Source organism: Solwaraspora sp. WMMD791, assembly GCF_029581195.1.
GTDB lineage: Bacteria > Actinomycetota > Actinomycetes > Mycobacteriales > Micromonosporaceae > Micromonospora_E.
Window position 1 is genome coordinate 3681624 of record NZ_CP120737.1, and the last position, 12913, is coordinate 3694536.

Annotated in this window: 13 protein-coding genes; 8 read left to right on the forward strand and 5 right to left on the reverse strand. The window is 71.7% G+C overall.

All coding sequences use genetic code 11. The annotated features are described in order from the left end of the window. Window positions 1-105: 105 nt before the first annotated feature. Window positions 106-1389, reverse strand: a complete 1284-nt coding sequence (eno, locus tag O7623_RS16270) for a phosphopyruvate hydratase (RefSeq protein WP_282223896.1) — start codon at window positions 1387-1389, stop codon at window positions 106-108. A gap of 216 nt (window positions 1390-1605) precedes the next feature. On the opposite strand from eno, the gene O7623_RS16275 reads away from it, so the two are divergent. Both O7623_RS16275 and nudC read left to right on the forward strand, forming a co-directional pair. Next, entirely contained in the window at window positions 1606-2316 is a 711-nt protein-coding gene (locus O7623_RS16275; protein ID WP_282223897.1) for a hypothetical protein, read from the forward strand. Then, entirely contained in the window at window positions 2279-3142 is an 864-nt protein-coding gene (gene nudC / locus O7623_RS16280) for an NAD(+) diphosphatase (RefSeq protein WP_282223898.1), read from the forward strand. Before O7623_RS16275 ends, nudC begins: the two co-directional genes overlap by 38 nt. On the opposite strand, the gene O7623_RS16285 is transcribed toward nudC, so the two are convergent. Beyond that, window positions 3128-4744, reverse strand: a complete 1617-nt coding sequence (locus O7623_RS16285) for a DUF885 domain-containing protein (protein ID WP_282223899.1) — start codon at window positions 4742-4744, stop codon at window positions 3128-3130. The two genes, nudC and O7623_RS16285, sit on opposite strands and share 15 nt — an antisense overlap. A gap of 521 nt (window positions 4745-5265) precedes the next feature. On the opposite strand from O7623_RS16285, the gene O7623_RS16290 reads away from it, so the two are divergent. The 6 genes from O7623_RS16290 (at window position 5266) to O7623_RS16315 (ending at window position 9143) form a co-directional block, all read left to right on the forward strand. Beyond that, complete coding sequence (locus O7623_RS16290; protein WP_282223900.1) at window positions 5266-5691, forward strand: hypothetical protein; 426 nt, start codon at window positions 5266-5268, stop codon at window positions 5689-5691. Further along, complete coding sequence (locus tag O7623_RS16295) at window positions 5684-6592, forward strand: branched-chain amino acid transaminase (RefSeq protein WP_282223901.1); 909 nt, start codon at window positions 5684-5686, stop codon at window positions 6590-6592. Before O7623_RS16290 ends, O7623_RS16295 begins: the two co-directional genes overlap by 8 nt. After that, complete coding sequence (locus tag O7623_RS16300) at window positions 6585-7301, forward strand: hypothetical protein (protein ID WP_282223902.1); 717 nt, start codon at window positions 6585-6587, stop codon at window positions 7299-7301. The genes O7623_RS16295 and O7623_RS16300 overlap by 8 nt, the downstream gene beginning before the upstream one ends. Before the next feature lie 84 nt (window positions 7302-7385). Beyond that, the gene (locus tag O7623_RS16305; RefSeq protein ID WP_282223903.1) at window positions 7386-8081 is read left to right on the forward strand and encodes a 2OG-Fe dioxygenase family protein; all 696 of its coding nucleotides are present in this window, start codon (window positions 7386-7388) and stop codon (window positions 8079-8081) included. Further along, on the forward strand, window positions 8078-8416 hold the full coding sequence (locus O7623_RS16310) for a cupin domain-containing protein (protein ID WP_282223904.1): 339 nt from the start codon (window positions 8078-8080) through the stop codon (window positions 8414-8416). Before O7623_RS16305 ends, O7623_RS16310 begins: the two co-directional genes overlap by 4 nt. Before the next feature lie 10 nt (window positions 8417-8426). Beyond that, window positions 8427-9143: a LysE family translocator gene (locus tag O7623_RS16315; protein ID WP_282223905.1), complete on the forward strand. Its 717-nt coding sequence runs from the start codon at window positions 8427-8429 to the stop codon at window positions 9141-9143. A gap of 56 nt (window positions 9144-9199) precedes the next feature. On the opposite strand, the gene O7623_RS16320 is transcribed toward O7623_RS16315, so the two are convergent. The 3 genes from O7623_RS16320 to O7623_RS16330 form a co-directional block, all read right to left on the reverse strand. Then, the gene (locus tag O7623_RS16320; RefSeq protein ID WP_282223906.1) at window positions 9200-10195 is read right to left on the reverse strand and encodes an Ig domain-containing protein; all 996 of its coding nucleotides are present in this window, start codon (window positions 10193-10195) and stop codon (window positions 9200-9202) included. Between the two features lie 107 nt (window positions 10196-10302). Further along, on the reverse strand, window positions 10303-10758 hold the full coding sequence (locus O7623_RS16325) for a hypothetical protein (protein WP_282223907.1): 456 nt from the start codon (window positions 10756-10758) through the stop codon (window positions 10303-10305). Further along, window positions 10650-12809, reverse strand: coding sequence for an NB-ARC domain-containing protein (locus O7623_RS16330; RefSeq protein ID WP_282223908.1), 2160 nt, complete (start codon window positions 12807-12809; stop codon window positions 10650-10652). Before O7623_RS16330 ends, O7623_RS16325 begins: the two co-directional genes overlap by 109 nt. Between the last annotated feature and the right edge of the window lie 104 nt (window positions 12810-12913).

A 12913-nucleotide genomic window follows, 5' to 3' on the forward strand; every position in this document is an offset into this window, starting at 1 on the left:
GTCAGTTGGCGGTACGGAACCCGGCGGTGCGCGCCGGTCCGGGTGGCTCTGTCCAGCCGCCGGCCGGGCGCGCACCGCCGTCCGTGTGTCAGGTACGCCGTGCGGTCACGCCGAACGGTAGCGCGGGAAGGCGGCCGCCCCGGCGTAGCGCGCGGCGTCGGCCAGCTCCTCCTCGATGCGCAGCAGCTGGTTGTACTTGGCGACCCGCTCGGACCGGGCCGGGGCACCGGTCTTGATCTGCCCGCAGCCGGTCGCCACCGCCAGGTCGGCGATGGTGGTGTCCTCGGTCTCGCCGGACCGGTGGCTCATCATGCACCGCATGCCGTTGCGGTGGGCCAGCTCGACCGCGTCGAAGGTCTCGGTGAGCGACCCGATCTGGTTCACCTTGACCAGTACGGCGTTGGCGGCCTGCTCGGCGATGCCCCGGGCGATGCGCTCCGGGTTGGTGACGAACAGGTCGTCACCGACGATCTGGATCCTGTCGCCGAGCGCGGCGGTCATCGCCGACCAGCCGGCCCAGTCGTCCTCGGCCAGCGGGTCCTCGATGGACACGATCGGGTACTCGCCGACCAGCTTGGTGTAGTAGGCGATCATCTCGTCGGCGGACTTGTTCGCGCCCTCGAAGACGTACGCGCCGTCGGAGTAGAACTCGGTGGCGGCCACGTCCAGCGCCAGCACCACGTCGGTGCCGAGCTGGTAGCCGGCGGCGGCCACGGCCTCGGCGATCAGGTCCAGGGCGGCGGCGTTGGTCGGCAGGTCCGGCGCGAAGCCGCCCTCGTCGCCCAGCCCGGTGGCCAGGCCCTTCTTCTTCAGCACCGCCTTGAGCTTGTGGTAGACCTCGGCCCCGGTACGCAGCGCCTCACGGAAGGTCGGCGCGCCGATCGGCGCGATCATGAACTCCTGGACGTCGACGTTGGAGTCGGCGTGCGCACCACCGTTGAGGATGTTCATCATCGGCACCGGCAGCAGGTGGGCGTTCGGGCCACCGAGGTAGCGGAACAGGCTCAGCTCGGCGCTGTTGGCGGCGGCCTTGGCCACCGCCAGCGACACCCCGAGAATGGCGTTCGCGCCAAGTCCGGACTTGTCGGCGGTGCCGTCCAGGTCGAGCATCTTCTGGTCGATCAGCCGCTGCTCGCTGGCCTCGAATCCGACCAGCTGGTCGACGATGCGCTCCTCGATGTTGGCGACCGCCTGCTCGACGCCCTTGCCGGCGTACCGGTCGGCGTCGCCGTCGCGCAGCTCGATCGCCTCGAACGCCCCGGTGGAGGCACCGGACGGCACTGCGGCGCGGGCGATGGTGCCGTCGTCGAGCCCGATTTCGACCTCGACCGTCGGGTTGCCGCGCGAATCGAGAATCTCCCTGGCGACGATTCCCTCGATGGTAGCCACTGTGTCGCTCCTCGTGTTCAAATTCCCGCAAGGCCGCGACGGTGCGGCCGACCGTTCCGATGGCAGCGTATCGGGCGGGCCGGGGGTCGCGGGCGGTGCCTTCCCTAACGCGGGATGTACCAACCGTGAACCGCACACACCACGCAGCGCTCCCAATTATGGACATTGATGACAACGAGTTTGCAGGGAGTGGACAGCATCGGCCACCCTGTCCCCATGCGTGCACCGGGCAAGCTCGTCCGTCGGCTGACGACGGCCACCCTCGCCGGCACGCTGCTGCTGACCGCCGGTTGCCAGAACATCGCCGACGCGGGCCAGACCATCCAGCCGGCCGACCTGGTCAACGAACTGGCCACCCGGCTCGGCGGCGCCGACGACCTGACCTACTCCGCCGAATACCAGCTCGTCGGCGGGGCCAGCGCCAGCATCGTGCAGGCGCAGAACCCGCAGCGCACCGCGTACGTCTATCCCGGCGGCAAGCTCATCGTCACCTCGGCGGCGACCACGGAGTGCGACACCACCAGCGACCGCCCGGTCTGCACGCTGACCGCCGGGCCGTCGCCGTCGGCCCCGCCCCAGCCCGAGCTGTTCAGCGACGCCAACGCGGGCGGACTGGTCACCCCGCCGGTGGTGATCGCCCTGTTGAACGCCACCGCTGTCGACCCGGCGGCGGTGGTGACGCAGAACGACACCACGATCGCCGGGCGGCACGCCACCTGCGTCACGGTCCGGCAGGTGCAGGGCGCGGCGGCTCCCCGGTTCGACGTCTGCGTCACCACCGAGGGTGCCCTCGGCAGCTTCACCGGGGTGGTCGATGGACAAGCCGTCGAAATCGCGATAAGCCGGTACAGTGACACCGTCGACGACACCGCCTTCGAGCTGCCCGACGGTGCCCGCTCCGTCGACCGGCGACCCGGCCCGGCGTAGCCGCAGGTTCGTGCCGGACGCCGGCACCGGGGGCACCGCCGACCCGGCCGACCTCTGCCTGGTGGTCGCCGGCCGTCGGCTTCTCGGCGGCGCCCACGGCCCGCTGCCCTCGGTGGCCGACCTGCCGGCGGAGACCGAGTGGGTGCCGCTGGGCAGCCTCGACGGCGCCCGGGTCTGGGCCACCGGGCTACCCAGCGTCGACGAGCGGCTCGGCGACTGGCACAGCTGGCCGGCGCTGGCCGGCCGGCTCGGCGAGCCCCTCGCCGCCCTGGCCGGACGGGCGATGCAGGTGATCACCTGGCGGCGTACCCACCGGTTCTGCGGCGCCTGCGCCACCGAGCTGGCCGACGTCCCCGGCGAGCACGCCCGCCGCTGCCCGGCCTGCGAACTGTACGTACCGATGCAGCTCTCCCCCGCCGTGCTGACCGCGATCACCCGCACCTCGACCGCCGGCCGTCCGCAGCTGCTCCTGGTCCGGCACACCTACGGGCCGACCGCGATCTGGGCGCTGGTCGCCGGCTTCGTCGAGGCCGGCGAGACCCTGGAGGACGCGGTGCACCGGGAGGTCGCCGAGGAGGTCGGCCTCGACGTGCACGACGTCGTCTACTTCGGCAGCCAGCCGTGGGCGATGTCCGGCCCCGGCGTGGTGCTCGCCGGCTTCACCGCCCGGGCGGCGACACAGGCCGAACCGGTCGTCGACGGCCGGGAGATCGCCGAAGCCCGCTGGTTCGACCTCGACGACCTGCCGGCCGAGCTGCCGGCGGCGTACTCGATCTCCCGCTGGCTGATCGAACACCAGCGGACCGGACGCTCAGATCCGCAGTAGCGCCGGCAGGTGCCGCGGCGGCGGGGAGCCGTGCGCCAGCATCGCGTCGTGCCACTGCCGCACCGGGGTGTCCGCCGGCCGCTCGGCCGCGATCCGCGCCACCTCGGTGTAGCCCACGAAGTACGTGGACAGTTGCGTGGAGGTCAGCAGCGCCCGACGCCACTTGCCGGCCGCTTCGCCCTCCTCCTGGAACCCCCGGCCGGTCAGCAGCGCCATCGCCTGGGCCTGCGGCAGCTGCTCGCAGTGGGTCAACTGGTCCAGGATCGCGTTGAGGGTCATCCGCAGCTGCATCTTCAGCTGCTGCAGCCGCACCGCAAGACCGCCGAAGCCGGCGTCGACCATCAGCTCCTCGGCGTACACCGCCCAGCCCTCGACGAACGACCCGGACCGGCCGATCGCCCGGACCCGGGTGGTGCCGAGGAACCGGCGGGCGTGCGCCAGCTGCAGGAAATGCCCCGGCATCGCCTCGTGCACGGTCAGGTTGCGCACCATGTGGTCGTTGTACTCACGGTAGAACGACTCGACCCGCTCCGCCGGCCAGTCCGCCGGGGTCGGCGCGATGCAGTAGAACGTCGGCACGTCGGCGCGCTCCAGCACCCCGGGCGGGTCGCAGTAGGCGACCGCGACCCCCCGGGCGAACTCCGGCATCTCCTGGATCACGCACCGGTCGTCGACCAGCGACACCAGGTCGTGCGCGGCGACGAACGCGGTCGTCTCCCGCATCGCCGTCTGCGCCAACGTCACGATCGACGCATCGTCGGGGTGCGCGGCCGCCAACTGGCCCAACGCCGTACGGACCGTGTCGTCGTCGGCCGGCCCGCCGGTCAGCTCGGCCGCCGCCGCCCGGATCTCCCCGGTCACCCGCTCCAGGTTGGCCCAGGCCCGGTCCAGGACGTCGGCGGCGGTCAGCTCGGTGTCCAGGGTGTGCCACAGCTGCGCCTCCCACAGCCGCCGGCCCAGCCGGGGATCGCGCCGGTCGACGTCGCGCTCCAGACCGGCGCGCAGCCAGCCGGCGAACTCGTCGAGCGCGGCCGCCGCCTCGGTTGCCAGCGGCTCGACGGTGCCGCGCAACCCCGGCTCGGCGGCGAGCAGCGCCGGGACCTGGTCGCGGACCAGCGCGGCGGTGCCGGCGAACTGCCCGGCGGCGGTCTCGGCGTGGACGGCCGGCACGCCGCGCAGCGTTTCGCGCGCGGTGGCCAGCACGTCCGGTACGGCGCCGAGCCGCCCGGCCAGGCTGGTCAGCCGCTGCGCGGCCGGGGCGAACGGGCGGGCGATCAGGCCGTGCAGCAGCGGCCCCGGGTTGTAGACCAGCGGGTTCCACTCCCGGGCGCGTACCTCGGTCAGCTCGAACAGCCGCCGGTCGACGATCGCCGACAGGATCGCGTGGTCCACCCGTTCCTGGGCGGGCAGTGCGTCCGCGTCGACCTCGGCGAGCGCGTTGGTGGCGTCCAGCAGCATCGTCGCGGTGGCGGCGACCGTGTCGGCGGACAGGTCCGGCAACCGGTCGTCGTAGCGGTGGTCACCGGCCAGCGCCGCCAGTGCGGGGTCACTGGCCAGCAGCGCGTCGACGATACGTTCAGCCAACGGTACGAACGGCACCATGGCACCGACCATAGGCCATCCCACCGACGCCGGCCTCCGGCCGACCGGCGGGTCGGGTGGGCTGGTCGACCTGCCGGTCGGTCGGCTCGCCGGGTCGGCGTCTGCCGGCAGCCGGACGGGGTGATTCCCCGATAGAAACACCAATGCCACGAGGCGGCACTACCGGGCAAATCGACGAGGCGTTGCCGAACAAAAATCGACATCGACCTGCCAGAAACCTGCCGAACAGCCAGTGATGAAGATCACATGTATTGATGACGATCTTAGTTACTCTTTAGGATCTCCACGGCAGCGAGATAAGCACAATTGATCGGCACGTCGCCACATGCCCACCAGATCAATATCAGTCATGGACGCCCGTTCATCTCGATGCGATTTGATGCACAGGAGGGACAACTCCGCCGATGCCGCTTCTCGCCACAAAATCGCTGCGCGTTCACACACTCGGACCGTCGGGCACCAATTGCGAGGCAGCCGCTCACCACTGGCTCCAGCAGCGGGGCCTGCCGAATGGAGCTGTCGTGCTGCATCCCACGCTGGAACGCGCGGTGCAGGACGTGCTGGCCGAACCCGAGTCGAGCGCGCTGCTCGCCTGCGTGGTCTATCCACACCTGCACGAAATCGTGTTCAAGAATCTGACAATGCTGACCATGCGGGACTGCTTCGTCTTCCCGACCCACAACATGGTGTACGCAGGGCGACCCGACACCGACTGGCGAACTGTCGCCAGCCACCCCGCTCCAGTCAACCTCCTCGACGGTCGCGACGTCGAGATCATCCTCGTCAACAGTAATTCGGCGGCCGCCGCGACCTGCTCGGCCGGAAACACCGATGCCTGCATAACCACACTACCCGCAGCCCAACGCCACCAGTTGGACATACGAGCCGACTTCGGGCCGGTCCCGATGGGGTTCAGCCTGCACGCCCCGCGAGAATGCGATGTCTGAATCGACCAGAATCGTGTGGCTCGACGGTCGGCTATGGGACGCCTCCAAAGTCGGTTTGTCGTTGTGGAACCACTCCCTGCACTACGGGTTCGGTGTCTTCGAAGGGCTACGGGTCTACGCCCGCCCCGACGGGCCACACGTGTTCCGGCTCGCCGACCACGTACGGCGGCTCTACCGCTCGGCCGAGCACATCGGGCTGGAGATCCCCTTCGACCCGGAAACGGTCACCGCCGCGCACGCACAGGTCCTGGCGGCCAACGGCATCACCGAGGGGTACCTGCGCCCGATCGCGTACCTCGGTGACGGGCTGGCCGGGCTCACCGACACCGGCGTCCCGGTCCACCTGGCCGTCCTGGCCTGGCCGTGGCGTCCGCCAGCGACCCAGCCGACCGGCATCAGCCTCACCGTCTCACCCATCCGCAAGCCCTCCGGCGAGGCGTTTCCGCTCCAGGCCAAGGCGACCGGCTCCTACCTGGCTTCGAAGATCGCCTATCTCCGGGCCCGGCGTCTGGGGTTCGACGACGCGGTGCTGCTCGACGCGCACGGCATGGTCTCGGAGACCACCGCGCAGAACCTGTTCGCGGTGGTCGACGGCCGCTTGCTCACCCCGCCAGCCGAGAGCTGCCTGCCCGGGATCACCCGCGCCACCGTGATCGACCTGGCGCGACACGCCGGCATCACCGTCGCGGCAGAGGAACTGCCGCCCGGTCGACTCGGCGACGCCGACGAGGTCTTCCTCACCAGCACCGCCGGCGAGGTACGACCGGTCGGCCGGATCGACGACCACGTACTCGGCGACGAGGGCCGGCCAGGGCCGGTCACCCGGCTGCTCGCCACGGCGTACCGCGAACTGGTGACCGGCAGTCACGCCCGACCGACGGAGGAACCGATCCATGTCTGATGACGCTGTCGTCGACCAGCACCGTACGGTCGACCGGATCGTCAAGGCCGCGGGCATCACCACCTGCACCGTCTCCGACGTCCTCGACGGGCTCGGCATCGCGAACGCGGTCCTCGACGTCGACATCCGCCGGGTGGCCGGAGCACCCGGGCTGTTCCACGGCGCGGCGTACCCGGTCGAATGGGTGCCCAACCGCAAAGGCCCCCGGATCACCGCCGCCGGCCCGAGCACCTGGAGCCAGGTACGCGACTTCCTCGTGCCCGAGGTGACCGACGGCTCCGGCCGGGTCTACGTGGCCGGCTCCGGTGACCTGATCCGCGACGCGGCTCTCGCCGGCGGCCTGTCCTGCACGTACCTCGCCGAGCAGTTGCGGTTCGAGGGGATCGTGCTGGGCGGGGCGGTCCGGGACCGGGACGTCGTGGGCCGGTTGACCACGCCGGTGCTGGCGACCGGCTACGTGCCGGTCGACACCCAGGGCAGCTACCGGGTCGCCTCGACCGGCGGCGACTGCCTGGTGGCGAACGTGGTGGTCCGCCACGGCGACTGGGTGTTCGCCGACGACAACGGGGTCGTGGTCGTGCCGGCCGACCGGCTGGCCGAGGTCCTGGCCGTCGCCGGCGAGATCGAATCGACGGAGCGGGGCATCCTCGACCGGATCGCGGCGGGTGAGCGCCTGCCGGACATCGTCGACTCGCTCGGGCGGATCTGACCGCGCCGGCAAGCCCACGGCGCACCAACACCCTGACCCAGCGACACGCTCACCGCACCAGCGAGCTCACCAAGGAGATGGCGGATGGAAAAGACGACGACGCGCCTGGTCGAGATAACCAGGCCCGACGTGGACCTGGCCGAACTGCAACGGACCTTCGACGGCATTCCGCGCGACCCGTACCTGAAGGTCGGCGTCCGACACCGCACCCAGTCCCGCTTCCGGTACGAACCCGACCGGCTCGTGCTGCTCGACCGGGTCGACCTCTACCAGAGTTCCGACATCAACCCTCTGGAGCAGTACGGCGGCATCGTCCGGACGTACCCGGACATGCCGGCGTGGGTACAGACGAGCCCGGCCTTCCGCGCCTTCATCGACCACTGGCTGTCGCTGGTACCGGTACCGGTGACCGAGTTCTCCGCGCACCAGATCCGTACGGTGGGCGACGGGTCGCCGGTGCCGGAGGGCCGCCACCGCGACGGCTACGAGTACGTGGCCGTGTTCGTGGCGAAGCGGCACGGCATCACCGACGACTGCGCCCGCACGACCGTATGGGACGCGGCCACCGAGGAGCGGATCGTCGACGAGGTGGTCCTCCGCGACGGTGAGATGGTCACCTTCGACGACCGGCTCGTGCTGCACGACGTTTCCCCGCTGGTGCCGTCCGGCGAGGTCACCGACGCCTACCGGGACGTGATCATCCTGACCTTCCCGGACCACAGCAAGACGCTGGAGCACGGCAAGGTCGTCGCGGAATCGCAGAAGGGTGGGTCGTCGTGACCACGGTCCACGAATGGTTCGCGCCGGCCTCGGCCGGCCCCGGCAGCGAAGTCATCCCCGGCTACCACGGCCGGTTCGTGCACGGCGAGCACCTGACCGTGGCGCACTGGACGGCGGTCGCCGGCGCCGAGGTCCCGCTGCACGACCACCCGCACGAGCAGATGGTCAACTGCATCCGGGGCAGCTTCGAGATGCGCGTCGGCGACCAGACCTTCATGATGGGCCCGGGAGACACCGTCGTCATTCCCGGCGGCGTTCCACATTCGGCGCTCGCACACACCGATGTGTACTGCATCGACGTGTTCCATCCGGTCCGCGAGGACTACCGGCTCTAGGCTGACCCAGATGACCGCCGCCATCCTCGCGTTCCTGGTGTTCGCCGTCTCCGCATCCCTGTCGCCGGGGCCGAACAACCTGCTCATGGCGGCGTCCGGGTCCAGCCGGGGCTTCGTCCGCTCCGTACCGGCCATTCTCGGCGTCTCGGTCGGCTTCCTTGTCCTGCTGCTCATCAGCGCGACCGGGGCGGCCGCCGTACTGACCGGCAACGACCGACTGGTCCTCGCCCTCAAACTGGTCGGTGGCGCCTACCTGCTGTACCTCGCATGGAAACTCGCGACCGCCCCGGGCGTTCTCGTCGTGCCGTCCGACGACGACGGCCGGGGCGACCGGGTGCCAGCGGCAGGGCAGGAGGCCGCACCGGACCACCCTGCGGCGCCGACCGGCGACACCGGCCCCGCCCGCACCGTCAGCCGGCGGGCGGCCACCGCCGCCCCCGGCTGGCAGGTCGGGTTCCTGCACATGCTGGTGCTGCAGTTCGCCAACCCCAAGGCCTGGGCGATGGCGCTGTCCACCGTCGTGACCTTCCAGCCGTCGTTTCCCGGTTGGGCCGGCTTCGTCCTGCTCTGCCTGCTGTTCACGATCGTCAACCTGTTCGCGAACAGCGCCTGGGCACTGCTCGGCCAGGGCATCGGATCGTTCCTGGACCGACCACAGCGGATCCGGGCGTTCAACGTCGCGGCCGGCGTGCTGCTCGCCGCCTCGGTCCTGACCATCATGCTCTGACTAAGGCGGCGGTCCTTGCCGCCCCAGGCCCGGTCGTGCTCTGACTGGGGCGGCGGTCACGGCTGTTGGCGGCTGGTGGTGATCGAGAGGGTCCGGGTCGCGGTGATCCCGTTCGCGTCGATCACCTTGACGGTGAAGGTGAAGGTCCTGGCCCGGCTCGGGTGCCCGACGATCGCACCGGTCCTGCCGTTGAGGGTCAACCCGGGCGGCAACGGGCCCGCGCCCGCCACCATCCGCCAGCGGTACGGCCCCTCGCCACCGGTCGCGGACAGCTCCGACTTGTACCAGCGGCCGACCCGGCCGGGTTCGAGCGACTCGGTGGTGACGGCCAGCGGTGCGGCGGGCGTGGTGAAGCTCGACCGTGCGCCGGTCGTGGTGCCGGTGCCGTCGGTGATGCGCAGCCGGAAATGGTACGTCGTCAGCGGGGTCAGCCCGGTCAACTCGGCCCGGACCAGTTGCACCCCGGTGCCGGTGACCGGACCGACCGGTGACGTCTGGCCGTACCCGGGGGTCGGACCCCACTCGAAGGTGGCGGTGGTCGCCGGGCCGACGGCGGTGACCACGCCGTTGAGTACGGCCGTCGTGCCGGTCACGTCGCTGGCCGGCGCGGTCAGCCCGGCCGCGCAGCGCGGCGAGTCGAGAGTCGCGACCGCCTCCTGCCCGTCGACGGACCAGGCCACCGCGGGGAAGGCATTGGCGTTGAAGACCGCCGCGAACACCCGGGGGTAGTGGCCGACGTTGAAGACGCTCGGCTGACCCTGGTATCCGAGACCCGGATACACCTGGTTCGCGTCGCCGAACTCCAGCAACTGCTGGGCGCCCGCCTCGTATCCGAAGTAGATGGTGTAGACGCCGGTACCGTCGGGCCGCTCCTGGATGCAGTCCACGAACGGCCGGACCTGACCTGGTGCGGCGAACGCCTGTGGCACCGCCAGGCCGCCGGCCAGCAGGGTCGCCGTTGTCACCGCGAGCACGGAGAACAGCCGGCGTCGTCGTCGGGCCGGCCGGAGCCTGCGGGTGGAAAGTCGGTGGTGGCGGGTGGCCGGAGCCATGGTTCCTCCATAAGCGGTGTCTGTACCTCGGACTATGACGAGACGTAGCGCCCGGAACCATGAAGTAACACCGGCAGTTTCACCGGCACGACCCGACCGCTGCCGGCTCAGCCGAGCTTGCGGTCCAGCTCGGCTGCCTCGGGAAGACCCAGTTCGGCGAAGATCCGCCGCGCCGTCGTCCAATGCTCCTCGGCATCGCCGGGAGCGCCGCCAGCGGCGGCGATGTCGCCGAGCAGGGCCGCCGTCCGGGCCCGCCAGACCGGCACTCCGGCCGCCGCGTACCGGCGCAGCGCCGCCTCGGCCCGCGCAGCGGCTGCCGCCAGCTCGCCCTCGGCCAGCAGCAGCATCCCGAGGGTGTAGTCGACGAACGCCAGGCCGTCCGGCAGGTCCATCTCGGTGAACATGACCTCGGCCTCGGTCAGCAGCTGCCGGGCCGCGCCCAGCTCACCCTGTTTCAGCCGCAGGTCCCCCAGCGTGGCCAGCACCTGTGCCCGCAACCGCCGATCATCGGTACGCCCGGCGGCCGTCGACGCCTCGGCAAGCGCCTCGGCCGCCGCGTCCAACGTACCGGCGGCCAGATGGGTGAGCCCGGCACCCAGCAGTGCCTGGGCCGTGCCCCGCTGGTCGCCGCTTCTCCGGAAGATCGCCAGGGCCCGACCGAACCGCTGCACCGCACCAGCCAGCTCACCCCGGGTCCGATCGCGACCGCCGCCTGCACCAGCGCGTGTCCCGTACCGGTGGGCATGCCGGCGGCGGCGAACAGCTCGGCTGCGGTGGCCAGCCGAGCGCTGGCGTCGGCGAGCCGTCCGGCGCTGCGGTCGTTCGCGCCGAGCAGCAGCAACGCGTTCGCCTGGCCGGCCGGGTCGCCGATCTCCGCAGCCAGCGTCAACGCCCGGGCCAGCAGGACATCGGCCCGGTCGAACTGTTGGCGTACGACGTGCCACTCGGCCAGCCGGTGCGCCATCCGGGCGGTGCCGGCGGCGTCGCCAAGGGCCTCGCAGCGCCGCAGCGTCCGCTCGGCCACGTCCCGCCACTCGTCGAAGAGCCCTCGGGTTGCCCAGTAGTCGACCATCGCGTCGGCGATGGCAACCGCTGCCAGGGTGTCATCCGTCGCCAGGCCTTGACCGATCGCGGCAAGCAGCGCCGGCCGCTGCACATCGAACCAGCCCAGCGGGTCGGCCGCCAGTGCCGGATCCGCGTCGTCGTCGACCGGTGTGGTCGACATCGGCCGGGGCGCGCGCAGCGTGTCGCCGGGCAGGTGCCTGCTGGCCGTGTCGGCCATCGCCGCGTACGCCCGGATGCCCCGGCGGACGGCGGCGGTCCGCACCCCGGCGTCCAGCTCGGCCGCCGCCGTCTCCCGCCCGTACGCCCGGATCAGGTCATGGAACCGGTAGCCGGCCCGGCCACCGCCGACCTCGCTCTCAGCCGGCACCGCGTCGAGCAGGCTGGCCCGCACCAGCGCGTCGAGCGCCTCGGACGGGTCGGTGTCCAGCACCGCTGCCGCCGCCCAACCGGTCAGCGTCGGCGCGTCGAGCAGGCTGAGCAGCGGCAACGCCCGGCGGGCGGGCGCCGCAAGCAGGTCGACGCTGAGCGAGATGCTCGCCCGTACCCCGAGGTCGCCGGCGGTCAACCCGTCGAGCCGCTGCGACTCGACCGCCAACTGGTCACGCAACACGCCGATCGGTACGCCGGGCGCGACCGCCAGCCGGGCACCCACCACCCGTACCGCGAGCGGCAGGTGTCCACAGTGCCGCGTCACGTCACCGGCCGCGTCCACGTCGGCTGACACCCGCCGCGCCCCGGTGATCGTGCCCAGCAGCGCCAGCGACTCCGCCGGGGTCAGCACCCCGACGGCGACGAACCGCGCCCCGGCCAGCCCCGCCAGCGGATGCCGGCTGGTGACCAGCAGCGCGCCGCCAGCGGTGCCGGGCAGCACCGCGCGGACCTGTTCCTCGGCCGCCGCGTCGTCGAGGACCAGCAGCGCCCGCCGGTCGGCCAGAACGGAGCGGAGCAGGCCGACCCGCTCTGCCGTCTCGTCGGGCAACTCCCGGCCGGTGACCCCGAACGCGCGCAGTACGGCAGCGGTCAGCGCGCCGGCGGTCACCGGACCGGTGGCGGCGACGCCGCCAAGGTCGGCGAAGATCTGCCCGTCCGGGAAGTGCTCCCGCACCCGGTGGGCAACGTGGACGGCGAGCGTGCTCTTGCCGACGCCCGGCGGGCCGGAGAAGGCGTACACGACCGGACTGCCCGACCTGCCCGCTGTGGCCAGTTCGGCGCTGATCTCGTCGACGAGGGTGGACCGGCCGACGAAGTCCGGGATGTCCATCGGCAACTGCGCCGGCCGCAGCGACAGCGGCCGCCGTACCTCGGGTTGCGGGCCGGGCCGGGCGGCGGACCGGAACCGCTGCAGCTCTTCCTCGCTGAGACCGAACGCGGCGGCCAGTCGGGTGATCGTCGCCCGGCGGGGCCGGGCTACGCGGTTGCGCTCCAGGTCACTGACGGCCCGTACGCTGAGCCCGGTCCGCTCGGCCAGCTCCTCCTGGGTCAGGCCGGCGGCGACCCGCAGCGAGCTGACGAGCTGCCCGAACCCGCCCCGATCGTGCTCCGCCGACACCCGGCACATGCTAGACCAACAGCTCACCGCCGCCCGCCGCCGAGGCAGACCCGCCGAGGCAGAGCCCTCCAGTCACCGGGGTGCCCGATGACTCGATCCACATC